Below are 26,190 nucleotides of genomic sequence, written 5' to 3'. Positions count from 1 at the left end.
TCCGCTCCGCCAGCCATTAGTCTCTTTGGACGATTGCCGCACGGGCGTGCGGCAATATTGCTGCAAGTGCGAAAGGGAAGGCTATGAACGACCTCGTTGAACCCCGCAAGGCAGACATCACCTACGAAACCGAGACCCCCGTTCTCTATGAGAGCGAGGGCGCCATCGCATGGGTGACGATGAACCGCCCCACCTACAACAACGCCCAGAACTCGCAGATGACCTATGCGCTCGACGACGCTTTCCAGCGCGCCGTCGGCGACGACGCCGTGAAGGTCATCATCCTGCGCGGCGCGGGCAAGCATTTTTCCGCTGGTCACGACATTGGCACGCCGGGCCGTGACGTCGACAAGAGCTTCGAGCGACGCCTCATGTGGGCCGACCACACAAACAAACCCGGTGCCGAACTGCTCTATACCCGCGAGCACGAGGTCTATCTTGGCATGTGCCGCCGCTGGCGCGAGATCCCGAAGCCTACCATCGCGCTTGTCCAGGGTGCATGCGTTGCCGGCGGATTGATGTTGGCATGGGTGTGCGACTTTATCGTCGCCACGGAGGACGCCTTCTTTCAGGACCCGGTCATCCGGATGGGTATACCGGGCGTGGAATATTTTGCGCACGGTTTCGAGCTTCCCACCCGTATTGCCAAGGAATTCTTGCTTTTGGGCGAGCGTATGCCGGCGCAGCGTGCCCATGACTTCGGCATGGTGAACCAGATTGTCGCGCGCGACGGGTTAGAAAAGGCCGGCCGCGACATGGCCACTAAGCTTGCCGGCTTTCCCCGGCTCGGCCTTTGGCTCGGCAAGCAGGCGATCAACAATGTCGAGGATCTGCGCGGCAAGCGCACAGCCATGGATGCCCACTATCACATGCACCACTTCGCCCATGCCCAGAACGACCTGACCACCGGCGACAGGCTGGGCGGTCTGGACGCCAAGAGCATGGCGGCGGCCAACAAAAAGCAGGCGGGCTCGAGTTAACGCGCAGCAGCCCAGCAGGTACAGGATCGCAACAGCGTGGACTTAACCTATACAGACGAGCAGAAGCGGTTCAGGCAGGAGGTGCGCTCCTGGATGGAGCAGCATGTGCCCAAGGCTCCCCTGACGTCCTTCGACGCCAGCCGCGAGGGTTTCGAGGCGCACCGCGAGTGGGAGCGTACGCTGAGCGAAGGGCGCTGGGGCATGGTGACTTGGCCCGAGAGCTACGGCGGCCGCGGTCTCGACCTCATTCAATGGCTGATCTTCGAGGAAGAGTATTACCGCGCCGGTGCGCCGTTGCGCGTCAACCAGAACGGCATATTCCTGCTCGGGCCGACGCTGATGGAATACGGCACCGACGAGCAGAGGTCCCGCTTTCTAACCGCGATGGCGTCCGGCGACGAAATCTGGGCGCAGGCCTGGTCGGAACCCCAGGCCGGTAGCGACCTGGCGGCGGTCAAATCGACCGCGACGCGCGATGGCAACGACTATGTGCTCAAGGGGCACAAAATCTGGTCGTCACGGGCCGTTTTTGCCGACTGGGCTTTCGGTCTCTTCCGCACCGACCCCGGTTCTCAGCGCCACAAGGGGCTGTCGCTGATTTTCTTCAAGCTCGATGCGCCAGGCGTACGCACGCAAGCCATTGCGCAGATAGACGGCGAAACCGGCTTTGCTGAAATTTTCCTCGAGGACGTGCGTGTGCCCGCGTTCAACAGGCTTGGCCCGGAGGGCGAGGGCTGGTCGATCTGCATGGCTACCGCCGGTTTCGAGCGCGGGCTGATGCTACGCTCGCCGGCGCGATTCCAGGTAGCGGCGCGAAAGCTGGTCGAGCTCTACAAAGCGCACGAGGCGGAGATAGAGCCCGGTGTGCGCGACGCGGTAGTGCGCTGCGCAATGGACGCGGACGCCTACGCGCTGTCGATCTATAGCACCGCCTCGCGCCTGCGCGCGGGCGGTCACATCGGCGCAGAAGCAAGCACCAATAAGATCTTCTGGTCTGAGATGGATATCGTGCTGCACAAGACTGCGCTCGCGATCCTTGGTGCACGGGCCGAGCTGCTTCGGTCAGCACCTGCGGCGGGCGACGTCGGGAAATGGCTGGACGGCTATTTCTTCTCATTGGCCGGGCCGATCTATGCAGGCTCCAACGAGATCCAGCGCAACATCATCGCCGAGCGTCTGCTCGGCTTGCCGCGGGCTTGAGACATGGATTTTCGCTTTACAGACGAACAGGAAATGACCGCGTCGGTCGTGCGTGACCTGCTGGAGGATCTATGCCAGCCCGCGGATCTGCGCCGGCTTATGGTGGCCGGCCAGGCACGAGACGGGCACCGCTGGGACAAGATCGTCGAGATGGGGATCGCGGGCATCCTGGTGCCGGAAGATGTGGGCGGGCTCGGTCTCCAGCCGGTGGATTTCGTCCAGTGCGCGGAGGCGTGCGGCTATGCCGGCCTGCCGGAACCGCTGGTGGAAAACGCCGGCGTCGCACTGCCGCTGCTGGCGGGCGCGGCGCCGACGCATTCGTTGCTGGCACGCGCGCTCGCCGGGCAAATCACCGTGGCGCTGGGGCATGGCGCGAACCCCTTCATCGCTGATGCCGACACGGCTGGAGCAATCGTCATCGAGCGCGACGGAGCATTGCATCTGATCGAGCCTGGCGCTGCAAGCCTGACGAGACAGCCCAGCATCGACCCGTTCCGTCGGCTGTTCACCGTCGAATTCGCGCCCGGCGGGATCCCATGTATCGCATCCGCGCACGAGGCGGCCCCGCTACTGGCCGAGGCGTTCGATCGCGGAGCGCTGTTCGCCGCCGCACAGCAAGTTGGAATCGCCAAACGCTGCGTAGACCTTGCCGTGACCTTTGCGAAGGAGCGGCACCAGTTCGGCAAGCCGATCGGCTCCTACCAGGCGATCAAGCACCATCTGGCCAGCGTACAGGTCAAGATCGAGTTCGCGCGCCCGGTGCTATATGCCGCCGCCGCGGCGCTGCCGCAGGGCGACCTATATTCTCGCGCGCGCATCTCGCACGCCAAGCTCGTCGCTACGGAAGCCGCCGACCTGGCGGCGCGGACCGCAATTCAGGTTCACGGCGCGATGGGCTATTCGTGGGAAGTTGATGTCCACTTCTTCCTCAAGCGCGCCATTGCGCTGGAAACGTGGTGGGGCAAGCCGGCGTTGCATCGCGCGCGCGTCGCGGAGCGCGTGCTTGCCGGGGCGCTCGGCCCCGAAAGCATCTTCTTCCAGGAACATGACAATGCCTGAGGCCTATATCGTCGACGCCATGCGCACGCCTGTCGGGCGCAAGAAGGGCGCACTCGCCGCGATGCACCCGGCAGATCTTGGAGCGGTGCCGCTCTCGGCGCTGATCGAGCGCACCGGCGTCGATCCGCACGCGGTGGACGACGTAATCTACGGCTGCACGGACACGATTGGCGGTCAGGCTGGTGATATCGCGCGCACCTGCTGGCTCGTCGCGGGTCTTCCTGAGCATGTTCCCGGCGTCACGATCGACCGGCAGTGCGGCTCTTCCCAGCAGGCGGTGCATTTTGCCGCCATGGGCGTGATGAGCGGCATGCAGGATCTCGTCGTCGCCGGCGGCGTCCAGAATATGAACGCTATTCCCATCTCGGCCGCGATGATTGTCGGCCAGCAGTACGGCTTCACCGATCCGTTCCGCACTTCGCCCGGATGGCTCGCACGTTTCGGCAATCAGGAAATCAGCCAGTTCCGCTCTGCAGAGATGATCGCTGAGAAATGGGGCTGCTCGCGTGAGGACATGGAGCGTTTCGCGCTCGCTAGCCACGAGCGCGCCTTGAAAGCCATGGATGCAGGATATTTCAACGAGGAGATCATAGCCGTAGGTGACATTTCAGCCGACGAGACGCCGCGGCGTGGGACCTCGCTGGAGAAGATGGCAGGGCTTCAGCCGTTGACTGAAGGCGGTCGTGTTACGGCGGCGGTGTCGAGCCAGACCTGCGATGCGGCCGCCGCGCTTTTGATCGCCTCTGAACGCGCGGTGAAGGATCACGGCCTCATGCCGCGCGCGCGCATCCACACCTTGGCCGTGCGTGCCGCCGACCCGGTCTGGATGTTGACCGCGCCGATCCCCGCGACACGCCATGCACTCGAAAAGAGCGGGCTCGCCGTGGACGACATCGACCTGTTTGAGTGCAACGAGGCTTTCGCGTCGGTACCGATGGCGTGGATGAAAGAACTCGGCATTCCGCACGAAAAGGTCAACGTCAATGGTGGCGGCATATCGCTTGGCCACCCTATCGGCGCGACGGGCGCGCGCATCATGACCACAATGCTGAACGAGCTTGAACGGCGGGGTGGTCGCTATGCGCTGCAGACCATGTGCGAGGGTGGCGGGCAGGCAAACGTCACCATCATCGAAAGGCTTTAAGGCAATGCCGGTCTATTCATTCGAAGGCATCGTGCCGGTCGTTGATCCGACCACCTATCTGCACCCCATGGCGGTGCTCATCGGCGACGTCACGATCGGGCCGCGCTGCTATATCGGCCCCAACGCCTCGCTGCGCGGTGACTTCGGACGCATTACCGTCGAGGGCGATTCCAGCATTCAGGACAATTGCACGTTACACACCGGCTCGGGTTCCGACTGCCTCGTGCGGCGCGGCGCGACGGTGGGCCATGGCAGTATCCTGCATGGGTGCGAAGTCGGCCAGAACGCACTCATCGGGATGCACAGCGTCATCCTCGACGGCGCAGTGATCGGCGAGGACAGCCTCGTTGCTGCCTTGAGCCTGGTAAAGAATGACGCCGACTTCCCCGCCCGCCACCTGATCGCAGGCAATCCGGCGAAAGTCGTGAAGGAACTGCCCGAAGCAGCCATTGTATGGCGCAACAATGGCGACGGCGAGTACCAGCGCCTTGCCGACCGCTCGCTTGTCGGCATCATTGAATGCGAGCCGCTGGCCGAGGTCGAACCTGGCCGCCGCCGCAACAGCGGCGAGGCGAGGGCCGTGCGGCTGTCGTCCGACACGAAATAGGATTTGGGAGAAAGCCGCTATGGCTGGCATCTGTCAGGATCGAGTCGTCATCGTCACCGGCGCGGGGCGGGGACTAGGCAGGGCCTATGCTCTTGAACTGGCACGACAAGGTGCAAAGGTGGTGGTCAACGATCTCGGCGTCGGCACGCATGGCGACGCCACCGCAGAAACGCCTGCGCAGCAGGTGGTGGGCGAAATCACCGCGCTGGGCGGACAGGCCATCGCGAATTATGACGACGTGGCAGACTGGGAGGCAGGAGGCCGTGTGGTCGCGGCCGCCCTGGAAGCTTTCGGCGACCTTGACGCCGTCGTCAATAATGCAGGCTTCGTGCGCGACCGGATGTTCGTATCTTGCACGCCGGAGGAATGGGATGCTGTGCTGCGCGTCCATCTGCGCGGCCATTTCTGCATCAGCCGTCATGCGGTCGACTATTGGCGCGCGCGCAACAAGGCCGGCCATAAGGTGGATGCCCGCATCATCAACACTTCGTCGGGCGCGGGTTTGCAAGGCAGTGTCGGCCAGAGCGCCTATTCGGCCGCAAAAGCCGGCATCGCAACGATGACGCTGGTACAGGCGGCCGAGCTCGCCCGCTATGGCATAACCGCCAACGGTCTGGCGCCGAACGCGCGCACGCGCATGACTGAGACCGCCTTTGCTGACTCCATGAAGGCGAAGGAAGGTGAGTTCGACATATTTGCGCCTGAAAACACCGGCCCACTGGTTGCGTGGCTGTGCAGCGACCATTCAGCCGATGTCACCGGGCAGATCTTCGAACTGATCGGTGGCAAGTTGCGCATCTGCCTTGGCTGGACCGATGGACCCGAGTTCGACAAAGGTGCGCGGTTTGAGGCAGCGGAGATCGGCGACAGGATCGAGCGGCTGATGGCCGAACGCGCAGCTCCGAAACCCGTTTACGGGGCGGACTGAAACTCCTCACCTGAATTTTCGATCGGACGGGAGAGGTGCGCACCAATCCTGGCTTCCGGCAGCCTGCCGCTTGCGCGGCAGACTGCCGGTCATGCGCCTTGGGAGGCGGGGGCTCTGAGTTGGTCCTTGACTACCTTGCCCTGTGGGCTTGTGGGTAGAGACGCACGGAATTCGACGGATCGCGGAACCTTGAAGTTGGCGATGTTCGCGCGCGCCCAGGCAATCAGCTCCTGCTCGGTGGCCAACGCGCCGGGGCGTAGCACCACGAAGGCCTTGCCAACCTCGCCGAGACGGTCGTCGGGAACGCCGATCACCGCGATCTGGCCTATGGCGGGGTGGGCGCTCATAAAGCGCTCGATCTCCGCCGGATAGCAATTGAAGCCGCCGGTGATGTACATGTCCTTGACGCGGTCTTCGATGCGCAGATTGCCGTTTCGGTCGAAATAGCCGATGTCGCCGGTGTGTAGCCATCCGTCCGCGTCGATAGTTCTGGCGGTTGCCTCCGGGTCGTTGAAATAGCCACGCATCACCAGATAGCCCCGTACGACGACCTCCCCCGGCTCTCCGTCGGGCAAGAGAGCCCCGTCGGCGTCCATAATGCGAACCTCCGTGTCGGGAAACGCAGTGCCGGATGTGTTGGCGATCACGTCGTCATCATCATCGGCACGGCACATCGTGCCGTAGCCGCCGCATTCGGTCAGACCGTAGCCATTGACGACGCCGGCAAAACCGAGATCGGACCGCATGCGCCTGATGAGCGTTGCCGGCACGACAGACCCGCCGGTAATGCCGAGACGAAGGCTGCTGGTGTCGAACTCGGCCAAGTCGGGGTGCTGCAACATGCCGTGGAAGATTGCAGGTGGGCCAGCAATGACGCTGACCCTGTCACTTTGTACGCGATGAAGGATCTCGTCGGGATCGTAGGTGAGGTGCGGCAAGAGCACGCCGCCCCGCATCAGTGAGACGATCGCGCCCGAGCGGTAGCCAAAGGCGTGGAAGAAAGGCGGGATGACGAGGATGCGGTCGCCGCGCCGGATACCAACACGGGTCGCCCACGCGTCGATGGCGCGCAAGCACTGCCGATGCGCGTACATCACCCCCTTGGGATAGCCCGTTGTGCCGGAGGTGAAGAGCGTGTCGCACAAGTCATCGGGGGCGACGCTCGCGGCGCGGGCGTCCAGCTCGTCGTCACCCATCGCCTCGCCTCGGGCGACGAACGCCTCCCATGTGGTCTCGCCAGCCCCCGCGCCGTCAAAGACGACCATTTCTCGAAGCGGCGCGCGCGCTTCCGGACCCAGCATGTCGGGATAATATTGTCCGAGGAATTCGCCTGTCACCAGAAGCATGGTGGTGCCGCTGCGACGGATGAGTTCGGCCACCTCGGTACCTTTGAAGCGGGTGGAGCAGGGGATGAGGATCGCACCGGCGCTGACGAGACCGAGCGAGGCTGCGAACCACTTCCACGAGTTGGGCGCCCAGATCATCACCCTGTCGCCTTTGTGGACGCCCGATGCGATGAAGGCCTTCGCCAGCCGTCTGCGCCACTGGTCAAGTTCGATGAAGGTGAGGTTGACGCTCCCATCCTCAAGCGCGCGCGCTTCGCCGTAGAGCTCCGCGGCCCGCGCGCTCAGCGCAGGGATCGTCGTGAAGTTCCAGTCTGAGCCTTCAGTCACCATCTTCGTCCTGTCCGGTGGCCAGCGACAGCCGCCTCAGGCGCTGCCAGCCGCAACAGGTTAGCCGATAGAGCGGGCCTTCGAACGTGGCATCGTCCGAAGAGACGAGTTGCGTTGCAGGCCCTTCCCATAGACATTGGCAATCCGGTCCTCGGGGCCGGCCTGGACAGTTCAAACACGGACCCGGCATTGACGAGCAATTCCTTTCTTTTGCCCATGGAGGGACGCGTCGTCCTGGTAACCGGTGGCACCAAAGGCATCGGCCGCCACATTGCGTGCGCGTTTCTTGACGCAGGCGCGCAAGTGGCCGTCTGTGCCCGCTCGGAGCCTGAAAACCTTCCGCAAAGCGGCTCCCGCATTGCGAGTTTCCACACATGCGACGTACGCGACGCAGCGTCCTGCCGCGCCTTCATTGACGCGGCAGGAAACGCGCACACGCGCATAGACGTATTGGTCAACAATGCCGGCGGCTCCCCGCCAGTTGATGCGGCGACGGTCTCGCCGCGTTTTTCGGAGGCGATCATCGCGCTCAACCTGACCGGGCCGCTGCACCTGTCTCAGGCGGTCCATCGCTGGATGGCGGCACAGCCTGAGGGCGGCTCGATCATCAACATCGCCAGTGTAGCTGGCCAGCGACCGGCGCCGACAACGGCGGCGTACGGCGCGGCCAAGGCCGGCCTGCTCAACCTGACAGGTAGCCTCGCCCAGGAGTGGGGGCCAAAGATCCGGGTCAACGCGATCGTCGCCGGACTGATGCAGACCGAGCAGACCGAGCTGAGTTACGGATCTAAGGCCGCGCAGGACGCGCTTTCGGCCGCGCTGCCAGCAAGACGTATGGGGCGTGGCGAGGACATCGCCGCAGCCGCGCTCTATCTGGCGTCGCCTATGGCCGCCTTCGTCAGCGGGGCGTCGCTGGAAGTTCACGGCGGCGGCGAACCGCCGCTTTTCATCGATATAATAAAGCGTCACGCGCCGTCCTCGCACAGCTGACCTGAATGCCCCCGGGAGGCAGGCAGGCCGGGGAATGCCTAGTCTGAATGAGTGATGCTCGTTGCAGGCATGCGCGTAGCCTCCGGGCATCCATCAAGCGGAGGAAGTTTTATGACATTAAACTCTTGCGGTACCCGCATCACGCGGTTGGCGCTGGCGTCTGCGGCCGTACTGGCCCTCGGCGCTACAGGCGCGTCCGCTCAGGAAACGATCAAGATGGGCGGCGTCATGTCGATCACCGGCGGCGGCGCGTCGATCGGTGCGGTGGCGACGGAAGCGTGGAAGCTGGCAATCCAGGAGATAAACGAAGCAGGCGGCATTCTGGGCAAACAGGTTGAACTGGTTCTGGGAGACACCGCAACCGATCCCACGCACGGAGTCAGCGAAACGCGCCGCCTGATCGACAATGTCGGCGTGGAAATGCTCGTTGGCCCTGCCACCAGTCAAGAGACGATACCGATCACGACCGTTTCCACCGAGAAAAAGGTGGCGCATATATCGACGGCCGCGTCGACCGAATTGACGCCTCAGGCTGCCCCCTATCACTTCTCCACCTCGGTGACCGGCCTGTACCAGATGATGCCGAACATCGACTACGCCATTGACGTGCTGGGCATCACCAAGATTGGCCTCATCTCCGACAATGGCGGCATGTCCAAGGCGGCGGTGAGCGAGATCGTCGACTACATGAAGGAAAAGGGCGTCGAACCAGTCATCACGCAGGAGTTTCCCTTCCGCGCGGAGGACATGACGCCACAGCTCTTTTCGATGCGGAACGCCGGCACGGAGGCGATCCTGTTGATCAACTCTATCGGGGACGATTCGCGCAAGCTGCTGGAGAACCGTGCCGATATCGGCTGGGACGTGCCGGTGCTCGCCAATCAGACCATGTCGAACTACGCCGTGGGCAACGCGAACATCATCGGTGCCGACGCCTTCGAGGGTGTCTACAGCACGCAGTTCGTGGGTATGACGTATTGCCCTGACGACGCCGTGGGGGAATCGGACTTTGCCAAGTTTGTGACGCGCGCTGAAGCGTCCGTGCCGAACATCGAGCGGATGGGCGGCGCTCCATCACTCAACCCATACTACATCCAGCCGCTTATCATGGCCGCTGCCGTCAACGGCGCGGGCACGACGGATGGCGAGGCCGTGGCGAAGTGGATCGAGGAGAATGCCGACCAGATCACGGTGCAGATCGGTGCGATTGCCGCGACCGACACCAGCCATTTTCTGCCTGCACCGGAGTCGATCAAGGTGACGAAGAATCCGCACATCCTTCGCGAAGACGGCCTTGTGGAGCGTTTGGACTGCGCATCCTGATCGCTCGTACCACTCTCCAGGAAGGCGTAGAACCCCGCTTCGGCGGGGTTCTTTTTTGCTGCGACGCGGCAAGAATTTGACGCAATGCAGAATTTTGCGACAGCATGACGAATTGTTTGACAGCCTGTTGAATTAGTGACAATCTCGTCGGGCTAGGAGTTCACGGGAGGAACTGTGATGACCCCACTGCATCTCATCAATCGTTATCCGCGCATGCCGGGCTGAGCCAGGGCTGCCGCCCACGCTCGCATTCAAGTTTAAAACGAACAAGCATTTGTGGCCCCGCGACCAGCTCGCGCGGGCGAGGAGGAGTCATGTCGTTTCATTCCAGATCGGCGATCAGTTTCGGCCAGCTGCTTAACACGCTCTCGGTGGAGCTCGTTGACGGGGCGCCGGTCGAGGCCGCGCTCGCGGTCGTGCGCGCGCATTTCGAAGCCGATGTCGTGGTCCTAGAAATCGAGCGCCGGGGGCGGGAAGCGGAGCTTTTCCTTTCCGCCGCTGACGGCGTGGTATGCGACGCCCCGGCGCTGGCGGAATTGCAGGCCGGCTTGCGGAGCGTTTACGCGTCGAGCAATGCCGACGATACACACTATGGGCTACGCTTGTTCCGTGCCACTGATCATGCGTCCTTGAGTCAGGACGACTGCGCAGTCGCCGAGGTGCTGGTCGCCCACATCGCGCGCGCGCTTGAGCTTGCAGCGCGCATAGACGGAAGCGCGGTCGAAAAGAGCCTCTATTCCGACGCTCTTGACCGGTTGAATGTCGGCGTGATTCTGGTCGATCAAAGCGGGCGTCTATGCAGCGTGTCAGCGCTGGCCGAACGCTTCCTCGCGTCGCGCGACGGCATCCAGGCCCAACTCGGTAGGCTGCGTGCAACCAGCGCCAGTGAAGATCGCCTTCTTCAGTCCGCGATCCGGGATGCCATCTCGGGCGACGGCATAGGTGTGTCGCGCGGTATTTCGCTGACCAAGGAATCGGGAGCCCGCACGCTTGGCGTGATGGTTCGGCCGATGGCTGGACGCCGCCCCGGCGCGGTCGCACGTGCCGTTGTGTACGTGCGTGACTGCGACGTGGCGCCCGAAGTGGAAAGCGAGTTCGTACGCCAGATATTCGACCTAACGCCTGCCGAGGCGGCTGTTACACGTCGGTTGACATCCGGTCTGTCGCTGGAGGATGCCGCGACATCGCTCGACATCAGCCGCAACACCGCACGCGCCCACCTGCGCTCAATCTTTTCCAAGAGCGGAATCTCGCGTCAGACGGAGCTGGTGCGGCTGGTGCTGAACAGTGCCGCACTGCTTGGCGAGACAAAGCATCACCCCGCCTGAAGTGCTACGCCTCGCGCTGCATCGTGGCGGCGCGGGGCTCAGCGCACCCGGTTGCCGCGAACCTCGTTGCCGCGCCGCATCGTCTCGATGAACTCTTCTAGCGGCGCCGGCACGGCGATGGGGGTGTCCGCGGGGCCACCCCGCTCCCAGTATTCGTTCCACGACGGAAACAGCGCGTGAAACGCGCCTTCATAAGGCTCGCGCCCCGGCCAGCGCATTTTGCGTGAGCCGATCGGCGGTTTGTTCAGGTCGGTGGCGTACCAGTAGAGGGGCTGACGGCGGGCAAAATGCCAGCGGCCGTCCACCCGACGGTAGCGGTCATAATACATCATCTGCATGATGACCCATTCCGCGCCGGTCTCGTGCTCGTTCTTCGAATAGACAACGCCCGCGGCATTGTCGCTGTCGACGAACTCGATCACCGTCGTGCCGACATGGTGCGACGTACCGTCGAACTGCGTTCGCATGGTCTCGTCAAAAAAGGCGCGCAGGGCCGCGCGGCCAGACTTGTCCGCGCCGACCTTCACGTCGGGAAGGAACAGTCCCGCAAGCGCATCCATGTCGCGCATGTCGAGCGCGATCGAATATTTGGAAATGAGCTGACGGATCTCGTCGCGGGATTCAATGCGATCGAGACGCCGGAGCATCTCAGCCTGTGCCTCGTCCATCACGGGTTCCTTCAGAAATAGTAGCGGCCGATGATGTCGGCCACGCAGCCGGGCTTGGCCGAGCCCTCCAGCTCCATAGTCACGCGCACGGTCGTCTGGACGGCATTGCCGCCGGTCGGTTCTGCCTTCAATAGCTCGGCTACGGCGCGCACGCGCGATCCCACTGGTACGGGCGCGGGAAAGCGCAGCCGGTCAGCGCCGTAGTTGATGCCCATCGACGCTCCTTCCGCGCGCCACAGCTGCGGCAAGAACATGTTGATCAGCGAGAAGGTCAGGTAGCCGTGCGCCACAGTCTTGCCGAACGGGCCGTCCTTGGCCTTTGCGGGATCGACATGGATCCACTGCAAATCGCCCGTGGCGCGAGCGAACTCGTCGATGCGGGTCTGATCGATGGTGAGCCAATCGCTTGCGCCGAGCGACGAACCGACGGCGGCAAGCGCGTCTTGTGGAGACGTGAAGACGACCCCCACGGTCACGCCCTTTGGCTGGAAACGGAGACAATTTCTCCGACCATATAGCCGGAGTAATCGCTGGCGAGGAACATCATGACGTTGGCGACTTCCCACACTTCGGCAGCGCGGCCGAAGGCTTCCTGAGACGTCAGCGCCTCGAGCTCGCCGGGTCCGGCCGCCTTCTTGAGGAATTCGTGCATGGCGATCGACGGCGACACGGCGTTGATGCGGATGCCGTGCTCGGCCGCCTCGACCGCGCTGCACCGGGTGAACGCCATGACGCCCGCCTTGGCGGCCGCGTAGTGCGACTGGCTCTTTTGCGCGCGCCAGCCCAGCACCGATGCGTTGTTGACGATCACCCCCTTCTTGCGCGGAATCATCTTCTTCAGGGCGGCGCGGGTCATGCGCATTGTGCCGTTGAGGGTGACGTCGAGAACGAGGTTCCATTCCTGGTCGCTCATCTCTACGACGCTTCTGAAGCCGCCCATGCCGGCATTGTTGATCAGCACGTCGATCCCGCCGAGCTTGTCTTCTGACGCGTCAACCAGCGCCTGCACCTCGTCTTCCTTCGTGACATTGCACAGCTGCGCGTGAACCTCGGCCGTCCCGCCCAGCGCCCGCAGCCTCTCAGCCGCCTCGTTGAGCCGGCGCTCGTGGATGTCGGAGATCATGATCGCGCGGCAACCCTCCTCGATCGCGCGCCGCGCCGCAGCAAAACCGATCCCTACGCCGGCGGCCGCGGTGATCAGGACTGAACGTCCTTCGAGCAGCGCATGGCCCTGGACGTAAGGCGGTACCGCGACTGTAATTGTCTCGCTCATGGTCAATCCTGCCCGCCCTTCGCCTTGTTGAATTCGCCGTCGCGCTTGTCTACGAAGGCGTCGCGCGCTTCTTGGGACTCCGCGCTCAGATAGGCTTGCGCAGTGAAACCCTGCTCCCAGCGGTACTTGTGCTCTAGGTCTCCGTCTTCGATGCCGTTCAACGCCTCCTTTGCAAGGCGGATCATCGTCGTGCTCTTGGCGGCGATCTTGCCTGCCACTTCCATCGCCGCCGCGCGCAGTTCCTCGCGCGGTACGACGCGTTCTACCGCACCGAGGCGGTAGGCTTCCGCGGCAGTGATTGGCTCGCCGGTGAAATACATCTGGCGTACCTTTTGTACTGGGAATAGCCGCTGAAGGTGCGCGCCCGCACCAAGCGCGCCGCGATCCACCTCAGGCACGCCGAAGGTAGCGTCCGGCGAGCAGAAGAGGATGTCGGCAGAGCCACTGATGCCGATGCCGCCGCCTAGGATATAGCCATGCGCTGCCACGATCACCGGCTTTTGGCCGCGATGGATGGCGCGGAAGGTCTCCCAATTGCCCGCATTCACCTCTGAAATGCGCTCCGGATGCCGTTGCAATTCCTTGATGTCGACCCCGGCGCAGAAACCGCGTCCTTCGGCGCGGATCACCAGCACGCGCACCTCCGGGTTGGCCTGCAGGGCGTCGATTTCCTGTGAGAATGTGCGCCAGCCGACGCTGTCGAGCGCGTTGACAGGCGGGCTTTCGATCACCAACTCGGCAATGCCGATCTCCACCCTGCTCCAGAATTGTTGCTTGCTCATCGAACATCCTCCTTCGTGGCTGCCGCCAGCGCCGACAGGGCGTCGAGCCGCTCATTGGCTTCGTACATGATGCGCGCGATCAATTCCTCACAGCTTTCCAGCTGGTCGATCACGGCTGCAGCCTGACCACCCGGCAGCAGGCCATTGTCGGGATCGCCCCTGACGATACCCTGCTGTACAAGGACGGGCAGGTTTGGCGCCATCACTGTCTGCGCAAAGCTGTTTTCGCCACTGGTAAGGACCTTCCAGCCGAGCTTCGCCATGCCAACCATCCCCAGCCCAGCCTCTACGCCATACTGGCGGGCATATTTGACACTCATTGCAAGTCGTGAGGGCAACGACATCGCCTCCAGCCGCCGGATCTCGTCATTCTCGATGAAGCGCTGTGGCAGGCCGTCGACCGCGGTCGTCACACGGATCGTCGTCGGGTCTTTCGTAGCGATGTAACGGTCGAGTGCGGAGCGTGGAACCGGCGAATCGCTCGTCATAAGGAAACGTGTGCCCATCGCGATGCCGGCAGCCCCGTAGGCCAGTGCCGCGGCAAGGCCGCGCCCGTCGAACATGCCGCCTGCGGCGACGACCGGGACATTCACCGCGTCCAGCACCTGTGGAAGGAGGATCGAGGTCGGCACCGCGCCGGTGTGGCCACCGCCTTCCGCGCCCTGCACCGTAACGATGTCGGCGCCAAGCTCCACAGCCTTCACCGCGTGCTTGAGCGCACCCACCGTGGGCATGCACACCACGTCGGCGTCGCGAAGCCGTTTGATCGTCTTCGCATCCGGGCCACGGCCATAGCTGACAGCACGCACCTGATGCTTGATAACGGCGGCGATGAGTTCTTCTGCGTTGGGCTGGAACATATGGAAGTTCACGCCGAACGGCCGGTCGGTCAGCGCCTTGATCCTGAGAATCTGGTTCTCGACGTCGCCGGGCTCGGTCGTCGCGCCGGCGAAAAAGCCGAAGCCGCCGGCGTTACAGGTCGCCGCCGTCAGTTTGGCGTCGGCCACCCAGCCCATCGCGGTCTGAACCACCGGGTAGCGGCAGCCGAGCTTGTCGCAAAGGATCGTGTGGAGAGTGCTTGCCATGATCTTCCCTTCCGACTGCCCGTCATTCAGATGAGCCCGCGGGTGCAGTGCAACATCGTCTGAATGAACTATGGACCGCCGCTCGGCCCATCTCAGTAGAAGACTCGTCCGCCGTTCACCATGAGGGTCTGCCCGGTGATGAAGCGTGCCTTTTCGCTCGACAGGAAGACGACGGCATTGGCGATGTCTTCCGGTTCCGACAATTCGCCAAGCGGAATCGCGTTCTTCGCGCGCTCATACGCGTCCTTGGGAATGCGCTGCATGGCGCGCGTGTTGGTGGGTCCGGGGCATACTGCGTTGACGTTGATCTTTGACGGACCAAGCTCGCGTGCCAGGGCTCGCGTGAAGCCCAGAACGCCGGCTTTTGCAGAGGCGTAGTCGACGGTGCCAATGTCGCCGTTCATGGCCGAGTCGGAGGAGATCGAAACGATCTTGCCCGATTTGCGCGCGCGCATTTCCTCCACCACCTGACGGGAGCAGTTCAGGGTCGTCATCAGCGATACGTTGACGACGAATTGCAATGTTTCTGGCTTTGCCAGCCAGAATTCGGAGTAGTTCTCGCGTGCCGTCTGCCCGATATTGTTGAGCAACATGTCGATGGGGCCAAGTTCCTTGCGCGCAGCGGCGAACGCCGCCTGGACCTCGTTCAATTTCGTCATATCGCCGACGAAAGGCATGGCTTTCGCGCCGAGAGCTTCGATCCGCGACACGGTTTCGGCAAGCGCGTCCGCCTCGCGGTCCAAAACGGCGACGTTGGCGCCCTCTTGGGCATAGGCGATGGCGCAGGCGCGGCCGATGCCGTTGCCTGCGCCAGTGACGACGGCGACCTTGCCGTCAAACTGCTTGGTTGAACCCATATCCTCAATCCTCCCATGTTGCGCCGTGCCGATCAGCCGGATTGGCGCGCAAACCGTGTCAACAGCGAATAGGACAGGTCGTCCGGTCCGGCCCTGCCATGCGGGCTGCCGGCGGCGAAATCGTCATAGGCGGAGGGATCGACCGGCTGTCTGTGCGCCCAGTCCAGCGTGATGGAGCGCGACAAGAACCGCCACTCGCCGTTGCGGCGCGCATAGCGGTCAAGGCTACGGCTGCCCGTGATGATCTCGTAGGCATCCGCCCCGCCGGTGCGGTGGTAGTTGATCTTGTGTATTTCGCCTTCTGCCTCGTCACCGTCGATCTCGAAGGCCATGTTGACCACGTAGTGCACGGTGGCGTCGTAGGCGGCGATCGCCTTTTCCACGAAGACGACATAGGCATCCGCGCCGCCCGTGAACATGCTGCCGTGATGGTCGAAGGCGTCGTCGTGATAAAGACTGCGCAGCAGCGCGAAGTCGCGCCGGTCCGCCGCACGAGAATAGACGGTGACGAGCCTGCGCAGGCTGTCCCGCGCGATAATCTCATCCATGCTTGCGTCCATGATTCCCATGTGTCGCCCCTCACGAGAGGTTGCCACGGGGCTCACGCGGCATGGCGAGACCCTGTTCGGCGATGATGTTGAGCTGAATTTCGTTGGTGCCGCCATAGATCGTGTCAGCACGGCTGAACAGGAAAAGCTGCCGCAGCCTCTCATGGCGCGGGTCGTCCGACACGACGTTAGCGTCAGGCCCCAAGACGTCCATGGCGAGCTTGCCGAGGTCGCGATGCCAGTTCGACCAGTGATACTTGTAGCCGAGTGTCTCGCGGAGTGTCTCGCCTGACGGGTCACCGGAAAGGACGCGCATGGCAAGATAGCGCATCGCGCGCAGCCCCGCCCAGGCGCGCGCGACGCGCAGCCGCAGCTCCGGCACATGCGCCGCGCCGTTCTCGCGCGCGATCTCGCAGATGAGGTTCAGCTCCTGCGCGAAAGCCATCTGCTGGCCGAGCGTGGAAATGCCGCGTTCGAAGCCCAACAACGCCATCGCGATCTTCCATCCCTCGCCCGGCTTGCCAACGATATCGGCAGCTCTGGCCCGCGCGCCGTCGAAAAACACAGAATTGAACTCCGCCCCCCCGCCGATCTGCCGGATTGGCTGAATCTCGACGCCGGGCTGGTTGAGCTGCATCAGCAGGAAGATCAGGCCGTTGCGGCCGACCGAGCCCTCCTCGCAGCGCGCCAGCACGAAGATCCAGTCAGACAGATGTGCAAGCGAGGTCCATACCTTCTGGCCGCTGACGAGCCAGTCGCCGCTGGCTGGGTCGAACCGCGCGCGGGTGCGGATGTTGGCGAGGTCCGAGCCAGCGCCTGGCTCGGAATAACCTTGGCACCAATATTCGGTGCCGGCGCGGATGCCGGCCAGGAAACGCTCCTTCTGGTCGTTGGTCCCAAAGGCGATGAGCGTCGGACCGATCAGTCCCTCACCGATGTGCCCCATGCGGCCCGGCCCGCCGGCGCGGCCATATTCTTCCTGAAACACGATCTGCTCGGCGACCGAAAGGCCCCTCCCGCCCCATTCCTTCGGCCAGCCCGGACACGTCCAGCGGCCATCGGCCAGCACGCGCTCCCATTCCTTGCGCAGCTCCGGCAGCGCGTCGCCGTCGCCGGCATTGCCGCGATGACGCAGGGGCTCAAAGCGCCCGGCCAGGTTCGTTTCCATCCAGTCGCGAACCTCAGTGCGCAGAGCGTCGCTCATCGGGGCCCCTTTGCACCGAGGAGGCCATCGGCGATCAGCTCGAGATGGGCGTGAGGCGCGCCAAAAAGGCTGGACGCGGCTTGCGCGCGCTTAAAGTAGAGATGCGGGTCGTATTCCCAGGTGAAGCCCACCCCGCCGTGGAGCTGGATTGCCTCCTCAGATGTGCGGTAGAGCAGGGCACTCGCTAGCGCGCGAGAAGCCGCAACCTCACTGCGGCGCTCGTCTGGGGTAGCGGTGGCGAAGCTTGCTGCCGCGCCATAAATCAGCGAGCGCGCCTCCGAAAAATCAACCTCAAGCAACGCACAGCGGTGCTTGACAGCCTGAAAGGATGCGATGGCGCGGCCGAACTGAACGCGCCCTGCGATGTAGTTCAGCGTGATATCCATGACGCCGCGCGCCGCGCCAACCTGTTCGGCGGCAAGGCCGAGCATCGCGCTTTCGATGGCGGGTCGCGCGGCAGCGGCGTCGAAGCCAGCGGCGTCAATGCGCGCGGAGGCGGGGAGGCTGACAGCGTCGAGAGTCAGTTCACCGATCTGGCGTGTGCCGTCCAGCGTGGCAAGGAGCCGCCTTTCACCAGCCTCAGCCGGTAGGCAAAACAGGGCAAGCTCGCCATCAAGCCGCGCCGGCACCAGCACGATGCCAGCCGCCAGCAGGTCCGTCACCTGCGCTGCACGGCCCGCGATGACGTAGCCGCCGCCGTCGGCACGCGCCTCGAACCCGTCATGCGCCAGCGGGTCCACCGCGCCGATGTTGCCCCAGGCGACCGACGCCGCCTCGCCACCGGCGATGCGCCTGAGCAGCTTTGCCTTCGCCGCATCGACGCCGACGGCTGCAATAAGCGGTGCGGCCATGCACGCGGTGGACCAAAGGGGCAGCGCGGCGAGCCGCAAACCGGCCGCCTCCATCAGCAGCATCTGCTCGCTCATCCCCAGGCCCAATCCGCCGAATTCCTCGCTTATCGCCATGGCGCACCAGCCGAGCTCTCCCGCCACCGTCGCCCACAGTTCGGCGTCCAATCCTTGCGCGGCCTGCACGATCTGGCGTACCCGCTCCGAGGAGCTGCGATCGGCCAAGAAACGCGTCGCCTCATCGCGGATCATCTTCTGGTCGTCGGAGAAAACAAGGTCCATGCCGTTGCCGGAATCTATTCGTTGATCATTTGCCGGTTGCATCGGCAGCCTGACCGCAATGCCACCCCGGCCTGCCGCAAGCATCGTCCGAACGGGTGATGGATGTCACCAATTCAGGATGCGGTGAATGTCATCTCGGTTCGGCGATGTGCGAAACGCCAACCATCACCGGTCACAACGAAGCGGTCGAAGTATCGCCCAACCACGCGTGGGGTCAACGAGGCGGGGTCGCTGCGCTTCGTGCCGTGATAGGTGAAAACCGCGCTTCCGCTGGCATTACACTCATCCACGACATTGATGACTATGTTGTGCGCCATGTGGATGGTCACATCCGTGCGCAGTTTGGCGTCCAGATAGGCACGGATCGCGCTGCGTCCGCGGATGGGGCCGCGCCATGTCTCCCAAACGCTGTCTTCCGCCCAAAGAGCCGTCAGTTCCTCGTGACGATAGGCATCGACCAGAAAGCAGAATCGGTGAACCAGTTTCGCGCACGTGTGTTCGATGCGTAGGCTGACAGCCTCGTCCATGGTGCACTCCTCCGTTGAGGAGCAATCTAAATCCGCAAAGCGGCAAGCGGCATCCTGCAAATGAACGATGAGCGCAGCTGTCACCGCGTGGATAGTCGGCGCATCAAAAGGAGCGGCGCAATGGCTGAGAGACACCGAAGGCAGGCGCGTCTGGCGGCGTTGGAGGCGCGTATGCGCCGGCTTGAGGACGAAATAGCAATCTATCGACTTCTCGCCAGCTATCCACTGGCAGTGGATAGCTGCGACGAGAACGCTACTGCAAGTTTGTGGGCGCCGGACGGCACCTACGACTACGGCGGCAGGCCGCATGTCGGCGCGCAAGACGTCGGCAGCCTCGTCAATCTTCATTCCCATCGAGGCTATGTCGCGAAAGGCTGCGCGCATGTCATGAGCCTGCCGTTCATCTCGGTGGAGGGCGACCGCGCGGTCGCCACAGGCTATTCGCGCCTCTACGTCCGCGCCGGCGACGGGTGGAAGATCGAGCGCGTCAGCGCCAATCGCTGGGAGCTGATACGCGTCGCGGGTGACTGGAAAGTCACTTCCCGCACAAACAGGCTGATGGACGGAACGCCGGCCGGTCGCGAGATTCTGTCGCGCGGGCTTGCTGCCAAAGAGTTTCAGGAGATTTCGGTATGAATGAACTGGCGGGTAAGGTCGTGGTGGTTACCGGCGCAGGCGGCGGGCTGGGCGAGGCCTACGCACGGCACGCGGCATCGCGTGGCGCGGCAGTGCTCGCCAACGACGTCGATCCAGCAGCGGTCGCAGAAACCGTCGAGGCGATCGTCGCGGCAGGTGGACGGGCTGCCGCCTGTGCAGGGGACATCTCCAACTGGTCATTCGCGCAAACGCTGATTGACGCATGCTTGGATACTTTCGGCACGATCACCGGCCTCGTCAACAACGCCGGCATCCTGCGCCCCGCGCTGCTGCAGGATGTGACGGAAAGCGACATGCGGCGGATGCTGGAGATCAACGTGCTGGGCACGGCGGCGTGTGCGCAGGCCGCCGTGGGTCGGATGCGGGAGATCGGCAAGGGCGGTTCCGTTCTCAACGTCGCCTCTGGCTCTCAGGCCGGTGACATTGCGCTCGGCGGATATGGCGCCAGCAAGGGCGCCGTGGCATCGCTGACCTACAGTTGGGCGATGGAGCTGCGGGGCAGTGGCATCCGCATGAACGCGCTGTCGCCCCTGGCAGAGACCGCGATGGCCAGCCAGAACGCGCATCTGATGTCGATCCAGGCCGCAGGTCGCGACGTACACTACGCTTCGCTGCCCCCAGCACAGGTGAATGCGCCGGTGGTCAGCTACCTGCTTTCCGACGCTGCGGCAGCGATCAACGGGCAGGTTGTGCGCATTGCCGGACGCCAGCTTTCCTATGTCACTCATCCACTCATAGCCTTTCCGGTGCTCGAGGATGAATGGACTATGGAAAAGGTGGCAGACGCATTTGCGAATACTCTGGAGACACGCCAGCAAAAGCTCGGGCTGGCACTGTCTTCTGCACAATAGTAGCGGTCAGTTGCGTGAAGGCTGGAAGAACGGAGCGGTTCGTAGTAGGCCCCAGTGTCAGCAGAACTCCCAGCACGCGAACAAGCCTCGAAAAGGGGAGTGTGTGAATAGAATGACCCGGACAGCGGATAGAACGGTGCCTTCGCTGGAAGAAGCGAACGCGATGGTACAACCAGCTTCGGACCCGCGCGGCACGAATCCGCGCAAGGAGCTGGTGCGCGAACAGTTGATCGATATCGCGGCGCAACTGTTCGACAGCAAGGGGTATGTCCAGACCAGCATCAACGATATCGCGCGCGCCATCGGGCTCGGTCGTTCCGCAGTTTACCACTACTTCCGCAACAAGGAGGAAATCCTTGCGGCCCTGGTCGAGGCTGAGGCACTCACTCCGTCCCACCAGCTCAAGGACCTGATGACGCAGACCGGCCTTACGCCCGCGGAGCGCTTGCGCCGCGCGGTGGTCGACGGCATCACGCGGCGACTTTCGTCGGGCTCGCGCTTCATCCTGCTCGCGCGTCTGGAAGCGCAGATCCCCGAGGAACTCGGTCCGCTCTACAATCAGGGCAGGCGCGACATCTATGATTTCTACGTCCGTTGCATCGCAGAGGGCATTAGCTGTGGCGAGTTTCGCGAAGTGGACCCCAAGGTGGCGGCATTCGCCGTCATCGGTATGGCCAACTGGACGTCGCGCTGGTATTCGCCCAGCGGGGCTCGCTCGCCAGCCGAGATCGGCGAGATCATCGCCGACATGGCGCTGCACGGCCTGACGGCGCGCGACGGCGTGGTCGACAGAAATGCCGGCGTGCGCGACGCGCTGAAGGGCCTTCGCGAACAGGTAGACTTGCTGGAACGTACTCTCAAATAGCAGTCAGTCGAAATCGACCTTGGCCGCCGCGAGGAAGTCGCCATAGCTGTCGTAGCGAATGATCGGATCGCCGCCATCCCAGGCGCGAATCCGCTCTTGGACGGCCGCTCTGGCCTTGCGCCAGCGTGGCGGGACGATCTCTACCATCGTCCCGACGAAGGAAGGCGAACGGTAGTAAGCTATCGCGTCGTTGTGGCCAGCAACCGGGATCACGAATTCGCGGATATAGCCGGATGCTTCCAGCTGCACACATGCTGCGGTGTAGTCATCGACGGAATGGCACAGATGCTGGAGCCCCTCGCGACCCTCTGCGAGAAATTCAAGATAGGGAGACGGTGCGTTGTTGATCTGCTGGATAAGCTCCACCTGCACATCACCAATAAATCCGAAGGCGAGCCGCATTTCGACGACGACGTGTTGCCCCCGGAAAATGGAGGGGTTCGGCGGCCGCCCAGTGCCCTTCTCAAGGAATAGAAACGGGCCGACCCCCACCCCCTCGACCCAGTGGCGCACGGCGGCATCGAGATCGCGCACGACGAAACCGAGCTGCGTAACAGGACCGAGTGCCGATCGGGCCAGGTTCATGGCGGACCCGTGTGGCGCCTGCCCCGCCATCAGAAAATCTCGAACAGGCCGGCCGCGCCCATGCCGCCGCCTACGCACATTGTGACAATGCCATAGCGCGCCTTGCGACGGCGGCCTTCCAATAGGAGATGAGCTGCGGTGCGCGCGCCAGTCATACCGAAAGGGTGACCGACTGCGATCGCACCGCCATCGACGTTGAGCTTTTCAGGATCTATGCCGAGCCGATCGCGACAGTAGAGCGCTTGGCTGGCAAAGGCTTCGTTGAGTTCCCACAGGTCGATGTCGTCGACCTTCAGTCGATGCTGCGCCAGAAGCTTCGGCACCGCCAACACTGGGCCGATGCCCATCTCCTCCGGCGCGCAGCCGGCGACCGATAGACCCCGGAATGCGCCGAGTGGGGAAAGGCCAAGCCGGGCAGCCTCGACTGCCTCCATAAGAACCAGTGCGGCCGCCCCGTCGGACAGCTGGGACGCGTTGCCAGCAGTGACATGCTCACCCACCTTGATGACTTCACCGTCGGCGAACACCGGCTTCAGCTTGGCAAGGCCTTCCAGCGTCGTGTCAGCGCGGAAACCCTCATCGTGTGTGAGCGTCACCTCCTGGTACGTGGTTTCGTTGGTCTCCTTGTTGACGACGACCTTGTGCGTCGCCATCGGCGCGAGCTCGCTGTCGAAGCGACCCGCTTCGTGCGCTGCGGCGGTGCGCAATTGGCTCGTGAGCGAGAACTCGTCCTGCGCCTCGCGCGTGACACCGTATTTGCGTGCCACGATCTCAGCCGTCTCAATCATGGCCATGTACATGTGCGGCGATTTCGCAAGCACGGCCTGCGCGCGGCTGCGGTAGGAATTCTTGTGCTTGTTTTGGGTGAGGCTGATCGACTCAACACCGCCGGCTATGACGGTTTGCATGCCGTCCAGCACAATCTGCCGGGCGCCGATAGCGACCGCCATCAGTCCCGAAGAACACATGCGGTCCACCGACATGCCGGGCACGGAAGACGGCAGGCCGGCGGCGGCGGCGGTGAGGCGGCCAATATTGTAACCCTGCGTGCCCTGCTGGGCAGAGCAACCCATGATCACGTCTTCGACGCAAACGGGATCGATGCCCGCGCGCCGGACGGCCTCTGCTGTAACATGGCCGGACAGCGTCGGGGCCTCGGTGTCGTTGAACGCACCCCGGAATGCCTTTGCGATGGGGGTTCGGGCGACGGAAACGATGACGGCTTCGCGCAAGGGTGGCTCCAGTTCTCTTCTTTGCGCGCGGGAGCGCTTGAACTAAAGGCTCTAGTGCCGGCGGCCGGGCCCCGGCATCGTCTGAAAAGACTAGCGAAGCCCGCGCGCCCCTCGTCGCGCCTCGCGTATGGCTTTAGCGCCTGCCAGGACGGGGTGTGTAACCGTCGGATTCGATAACCGGTAGATGAGTCCAGTTGTCGTCTGGCATGCGCATCCACGCGCCCGCTGCAAGCGCACCGCCATCGACCACGATGGTCGATCCGCTGACCCAACCCGAGAGTCGATCCGACGCGAGATACAGCACCGCTCCGGCCGAATCCGAACCTTCGCCGAAGCGGCCGATGGGAAACCAGCGCTTCATGTTCTCGCGATTTTCGGACGGTACTCGCGACGTCGCCACGATCTGGGCGGAGTTCGTCGTCTCCGGCGCGACCGCGTTGACGCGGATGCCATGCTGGCCGAGCTCGACCGCCAAGCTCTGCGTAAAGCCGGTGATCGCGGCCTTGAACGCTGAATAAACCACAGTTAGGGGAATGCCGCGAAACGCCTCGATCGTGGAGAGGTTGACGACGCTGCCCCCCTCGCCGCTGCCTCGCATCAGGGGTATGACGGCCTTCGTGACACGGAACATGTGCAGCAGGTTGACCGCGTAGAGCGCCTGCCACTCCTCCTCCGTCGAATTGATGAACTCTCCCTTGAAACCGAGGTAATCGCCAACATTGTTGACGAGCACGTCGAGCCGCCCGAAGCGCGACGACACGGCATCCAGCAGTTTCTCGACGTCGCCATGCTCGCGCACGTCCGCCTCGACCACAAGGCAGTCGCAGCCAGCGCCCTCAAGTGCCTCACGCACGTCGGCGGCTCGCGCCGGGTCGATTTCCGCGACCGCGACCCGCATCCCGGCCTTGGCCAGAAGCTCGGCGCTCGCCCGACCGATTCCGGCACCGCCGCCCGTGACAAGAGCGACCTTGCCGGCCAGCCCGAAGATGGAACGTTCGGTGTCGAGGCTCATGGCGCATCCATTTTTTCTGGTTGGTTTTCGGCCCCGCGTCGGCTGCCTGTTGGGTAGGTGGCGTCGCCGACGACGACCAGCTTGCGGTTCGCGATCAGCCATTCGCCCGCGATCTTGCAGAACATGTCCTCATAGCGCACCGTCATCTCGTAACACTGCTCGACGCCGCCGGAATCGCGATAATAATGGCGTGCAAGCGTGTAGGTTTGCGCCCGTGCGCGCATGTTATCGATTACCGGGACCACGGCTACGACGCCGTGATGTGTGCGCTCGTAGAGTGCCTTCATCATGGGCGGCACGCCGGCCAGTTGTGCGCGTCCCTCAAAGCGGCCACGCGGAGCCTCCAGAACGCCGTCGCCGGTGAATTGCGCGGCGAAGGCGTCAGCGTCGTGAGTGTCAACCGCCAGGGCATAGCGCTCGGCCGTCAGCCGTATGGCGACCAGGTCCAGAAGATGTTCCTGCGATGTCATGCGACGCTTCCCTCAGCCGATCCAGCTGGTTGCCAATGGTATGGGCGCGGCCTTCCATCGCTATGGTCCGAACAGACTAGAGGCAGGTGGCGGCGAAGATGTCGCCGCCGTTAGTCCCATTGGACGATGGCAGGGGCCAATGCCTCCCTCATGTGTCAGCCATGGTGCGCATTTGCGTCGCTCGAAACTGACAGCGTGGTTATACAAACAATGAAGGCCGTCATCTGCAGGGACTTTTCGCCAAGAGCGAACCTGCGCCTCGAGGAGGTGCCGTCGCCTGTGCCCGGCAAGGGCCAGGTGCTGATGCAGGTCCGTGCGTGCGGCCTCAACTTCTTCGACGGCCTGATGGTCGAGGGCAAGTACCAGACAAAGCCGGAGCTTCCCTTCACTCCCGGCAGCGAAGTTGCCGGCGTGGTGACGGCGGTGGGCGAGAATGTTGTCACCCTGCGACCTGGCCAGCGGGTACTCGCGTTCAACGGCATCGGCGGCTATGCGCAGGAAGCACTGGCCGAGGCCGAGCGCGTCTATCCGATTCCCGATGCGATGAGCTTCGAGCAGGCTGCGGGCTTTCTCATCACCTACGCTACCTCGCATCACGCGCTGAAGGATCGCGCCATCTTGCGGCCTGGCGAAACCGTGCTCGTGCTGGGCGCGGCCGGCGGGGTCGGCCTTACGGCTGTGGAGATAGCCAAACGTATGGGCGCGCGCGTCATCGCGGCAGCTTCCACGCAAGAAAAGCTGGATCTATGCCGCGCGCATGGCGCGGACGAGTCGATAAATTATGCGGAAGAGGACCTGCGCCAGCGCATCAAGGACCTGACCCAGGGCCGCGGTGTGGACGTGGTCTACGATCCCGTTGGTGGGGGCCAGACGGAAACCGCGTTGCGGAGCCTCGCCGTCAACGGTCGCCATCTGGTGATCGGTTTCGCTGCCGGCGACATTCCCAAGGTTGCGCTCAACCTGCTGCTTCTCAAGCAGACGGCGATAGTCGGTGTGTTCTGGGGCGCGTTCGCGCGCGCCGATCCCCAACGCCATGCTGCCAACATGGTCGAGCTTTTCGCCTGGTTCGCGGAACGCAGCCTGCGGCCGCATATCTCGGCCAGGTATCCGCTCGACCGCTTCGCCGAAGCGCTGGACGTGGTGATGGAGCGGTCGGCGAAGGGCAAAGTCGTGCTTGTGATGGACGAGGCCGAAGATGCGTGATGCGGAGCA

Annotated in this window: 28 protein-coding genes; 13 read left to right on the top strand and 15 right to left on the bottom strand. The window is 63.5% G+C overall.

Annotated elements, in window-relative coordinates; translation table 11 throughout:
* Positions 1-83 precede the first annotated feature (83 nt).
* The 6 genes from AAFN84_RS21275 to AAFN84_RS21250 are packed head-to-tail and all read left to right on the top strand — an operon-like array spanning position 84 to position 5,918.
* Complete coding sequence (locus AAFN84_RS21275; RefSeq protein WP_347516716.1) at positions 84-980, top strand: enoyl-CoA hydratase; 897 nt, start codon at positions 84-86, stop codon at positions 978-980.
* Positions 981-1,016: 36 nt separating this feature from the next.
* Positions 1,017-2,180: an acyl-CoA dehydrogenase family protein gene (locus AAFN84_RS21270; RefSeq protein ID WP_347516715.1), complete on the top strand. Its 1,164-nt coding sequence runs from the start codon at positions 1,017-1,019 to the stop codon at positions 2,178-2,180.
* A 3-nt stretch (positions 2,181-2,183) separates the two neighbouring features.
* Positions 2,184-3,239, top strand: coding sequence for an acyl-CoA dehydrogenase family protein (locus AAFN84_RS21265; RefSeq protein WP_347516714.1), 1,056 nt, complete (start codon positions 2,184-2,186; stop codon positions 3,237-3,239).
* Positions 3,232-4,383, top strand: a complete 1,152-nt coding sequence (locus AAFN84_RS21260; protein ID WP_347516713.1) for an acetyl-CoA C-acetyltransferase — start codon at positions 3,232-3,234, stop codon at positions 4,381-4,383. The genes AAFN84_RS21265 and AAFN84_RS21260 overlap by 8 nt, the downstream gene beginning before the upstream one ends.
* Positions 4,384-4,387: 4 nt before the next feature.
* On the top strand, positions 4,388-4,990 hold the full coding sequence (locus tag AAFN84_RS21255; protein WP_347516712.1) for a DapH/DapD/GlmU-related protein: 603 nt from the start codon (positions 4,388-4,390) through the stop codon (positions 4,988-4,990).
* A gap of 19 nt (positions 4,991-5,009) precedes the next feature.
* Positions 5,010-5,918, top strand: coding sequence for an SDR family oxidoreductase (locus tag AAFN84_RS21250; RefSeq protein ID WP_347516710.1), 909 nt, complete (start codon positions 5,010-5,012; stop codon positions 5,916-5,918).
* Positions 5,919-6,007: 89 nt separating this feature from the next.
* Here AAFN84_RS21250 and AAFN84_RS21245 read toward each other — a convergent pair whose 3' ends face one another.
* Positions 6,008-7,594 (bottom strand): FadD3 family acyl-CoA ligase, encoded by a 1,587-nt coding sequence (locus tag AAFN84_RS21245; protein ID WP_347516709.1) that lies wholly within the window; start codon positions 7,592-7,594, stop codon positions 6,008-6,010.
* 186 nt (positions 7,595-7,780) lie between these two features.
* Here AAFN84_RS21245 and AAFN84_RS21240 point away from each other — a divergent pair, with 186 nt between their 5' ends.
* From AAFN84_RS21240 to AAFN84_RS21230, 3 genes are all read left to right on the top strand, one after another.
* Positions 7,781-8,581, top strand: a complete 801-nt coding sequence (locus AAFN84_RS21240) for an SDR family oxidoreductase (RefSeq protein WP_347516708.1) — start codon at positions 7,781-7,783, stop codon at positions 8,579-8,581.
* A 111-nt stretch (positions 8,582-8,692) separates the two neighbouring features.
* On the top strand, positions 8,693-9,904 hold the full coding sequence (locus AAFN84_RS21235) for an ABC transporter substrate-binding protein (protein ID WP_347516707.1): 1,212 nt from the start codon (positions 8,693-8,695) through the stop codon (positions 9,902-9,904).
* Positions 9,905-10,218: 314 nt separating this feature from the next.
* A complete protein-coding gene (locus tag AAFN84_RS21230) occupies positions 10,219-11,232 on the top strand; it encodes a helix-turn-helix transcriptional regulator (protein WP_347516706.1) in 1,014 nt (337 codons plus the stop codon).
* A 38-nt stretch (positions 11,233-11,270) separates the two neighbouring features.
* Here the strand turns inward: AAFN84_RS21230 and AAFN84_RS21225 are convergent, their stop codons facing one another.
* The 10 genes from AAFN84_RS21225 to AAFN84_RS21180 all read right to left on the bottom strand — a co-directional run bounded on the left by AAFN84_RS21225 (position 11,271) and on the right by AAFN84_RS21180 (position 19,306).
* The gene (locus AAFN84_RS21225; protein ID WP_347516705.1) at positions 11,271-11,900 is read right to left on the bottom strand and encodes a nuclear transport factor 2 family protein; all 630 of its coding nucleotides are present in this window, start codon (positions 11,898-11,900) and stop codon (positions 11,271-11,273) included.
* Positions 11,901-11,911: 11 nt separating this feature from the next.
* On the bottom strand, positions 11,912-12,376 hold the full coding sequence (locus tag AAFN84_RS21220; RefSeq protein WP_347516704.1) for a MaoC family dehydratase: 465 nt from the start codon (positions 12,374-12,376) through the stop codon (positions 11,912-11,914).
* Entirely contained in the window at positions 12,373-13,173 is an 801-nt protein-coding gene (locus AAFN84_RS21215) for an SDR family oxidoreductase (RefSeq protein ID WP_347516702.1), read from the bottom strand. The genes AAFN84_RS21220 and AAFN84_RS21215 overlap by 4 nt, the downstream gene beginning before the upstream one ends.
* A 2-nt stretch (positions 13,174-13,175) precedes the next feature.
* Positions 13,176-13,955, bottom strand: coding sequence for an enoyl-CoA hydratase family protein (locus AAFN84_RS21210; protein WP_347516701.1), 780 nt, complete (start codon positions 13,953-13,955; stop codon positions 13,176-13,178).
* The gene (locus AAFN84_RS21205) at positions 13,952-15,040 is read right to left on the bottom strand and encodes a nitronate monooxygenase (RefSeq protein ID WP_347516700.1); all 1,089 of its coding nucleotides are present in this window, start codon (positions 15,038-15,040) and stop codon (positions 13,952-13,954) included. The genes AAFN84_RS21210 and AAFN84_RS21205 overlap by 4 nt, the downstream gene beginning before the upstream one ends.
* A gap of 92 nt (positions 15,041-15,132) precedes the next feature.
* The gene (locus AAFN84_RS21200; protein ID WP_347516699.1) at positions 15,133-15,897 is read right to left on the bottom strand and encodes an SDR family oxidoreductase; all 765 of its coding nucleotides are present in this window, start codon (positions 15,895-15,897) and stop codon (positions 15,133-15,135) included.
* A 32-nt stretch (positions 15,898-15,929) separates the two neighbouring features.
* Entirely contained in the window at positions 15,930-16,445 is a 516-nt protein-coding gene (locus tag AAFN84_RS21195) for a nuclear transport factor 2 family protein (RefSeq protein WP_347516698.1), read from the bottom strand.
* Between the two features lie 31 nt (positions 16,446-16,476).
* Positions 16,477-17,649 carry an acyl-CoA dehydrogenase family protein gene (locus tag AAFN84_RS21190; protein ID WP_347516697.1) on the bottom strand — a complete coding sequence of 391 codons (1,173 nt, stop codon included), beginning with the start codon at positions 17,647-17,649 and terminating at the stop codon, positions 16,477-16,479.
* Positions 17,646-18,779: an acyl-CoA dehydrogenase family protein gene (locus AAFN84_RS21185; protein ID WP_347516696.1), complete on the bottom strand. Its 1,134-nt coding sequence runs from the start codon at positions 18,777-18,779 to the stop codon at positions 17,646-17,648. The genes AAFN84_RS21190 and AAFN84_RS21185 overlap by 4 nt, the downstream gene beginning before the upstream one ends.
* Before the next feature lie 113 nt (positions 18,780-18,892).
* Entirely contained in the window at positions 18,893-19,306 is a 414-nt protein-coding gene (locus AAFN84_RS21180; protein ID WP_347516695.1) for a nuclear transport factor 2 family protein, read from the bottom strand.
* A 120-nt stretch (positions 19,307-19,426) separates the two neighbouring features.
* Between AAFN84_RS21180 and AAFN84_RS21175 the strand changes: the two genes are divergently transcribed.
* From AAFN84_RS21175 to AAFN84_RS21165, 3 genes are all read left to right on the top strand, one after another.
* Entirely contained in the window at positions 19,427-19,942 is a 516-nt protein-coding gene (locus AAFN84_RS21175) for a nuclear transport factor 2 family protein (protein ID WP_347516694.1), read from the top strand.
* Entirely contained in the window at positions 19,939-20,814 is an 876-nt protein-coding gene (locus AAFN84_RS21170; protein WP_347516693.1) for an SDR family oxidoreductase, read from the top strand. The genes AAFN84_RS21175 and AAFN84_RS21170 overlap by 4 nt, the downstream gene beginning before the upstream one ends.
* Before the next feature lie 163 nt (positions 20,815-20,977).
* On the top strand, positions 20,978-21,679 hold the full coding sequence (locus tag AAFN84_RS21165) for a TetR/AcrR family transcriptional regulator (RefSeq protein ID WP_347516692.1): 702 nt from the start codon (positions 20,978-20,980) through the stop codon (positions 21,677-21,679).
* Positions 21,680-21,682: 3 nt separating this feature from the next.
* Here the strand turns inward: AAFN84_RS21165 and AAFN84_RS21160 are convergent, their stop codons facing one another.
* From AAFN84_RS21160 to AAFN84_RS21145, 4 genes are all read right to left on the bottom strand, one after another.
* On the bottom strand, positions 21,683-22,294 hold the full coding sequence (locus AAFN84_RS21160; RefSeq protein ID WP_347516691.1) for a VOC family protein: 612 nt from the start codon (positions 22,292-22,294) through the stop codon (positions 21,683-21,685).
* Positions 22,294-23,496: an acetyl-CoA C-acyltransferase gene (locus AAFN84_RS21155; protein ID WP_347516690.1), complete on the bottom strand. Its 1,203-nt coding sequence runs from the start codon at positions 23,494-23,496 to the stop codon at positions 22,294-22,296. Before AAFN84_RS21155 ends, AAFN84_RS21160 begins: the two co-directional genes overlap by 1 nt.
* Positions 23,497-23,629: 133 nt before the next feature.
* The gene (locus AAFN84_RS21150; protein WP_347516689.1) at positions 23,630-24,508 is read right to left on the bottom strand and encodes an SDR family NAD(P)-dependent oxidoreductase; all 879 of its coding nucleotides are present in this window, start codon (positions 24,506-24,508) and stop codon (positions 23,630-23,632) included.
* A complete protein-coding gene (locus tag AAFN84_RS21145; protein WP_347516688.1) occupies positions 24,505-24,978 on the bottom strand; it encodes a nuclear transport factor 2 family protein in 474 nt (157 codons plus the stop codon). Before AAFN84_RS21145 ends, AAFN84_RS21150 begins: the two co-directional genes overlap by 4 nt.
* A gap of 210 nt (positions 24,979-25,188) precedes the next feature.
* On the opposite strand from AAFN84_RS21145, the gene AAFN84_RS21140 reads away from it, so the two are divergent.
* On the top strand, positions 25,189-26,181 hold the full coding sequence (locus AAFN84_RS21140; protein WP_347516687.1) for an NADPH:quinone oxidoreductase family protein: 993 nt from the start codon (positions 25,189-25,191) through the stop codon (positions 26,179-26,181).
* Positions 26,182-26,190: the final 9 nt, after the last annotated feature.

The organism is Mesorhizobium sp. CAU 1741 (genome assembly GCF_039839275.1).
In the GTDB taxonomy this organism is placed as follows: domain Bacteria; phylum Pseudomonadota; class Alphaproteobacteria; order Rhizobiales; family Rhizobiaceae; genus Aerobium.
Note: the sequence above shows the minus strand (reverse complement) of the source record. Positions and strands in the feature narration are given on the sequence as shown.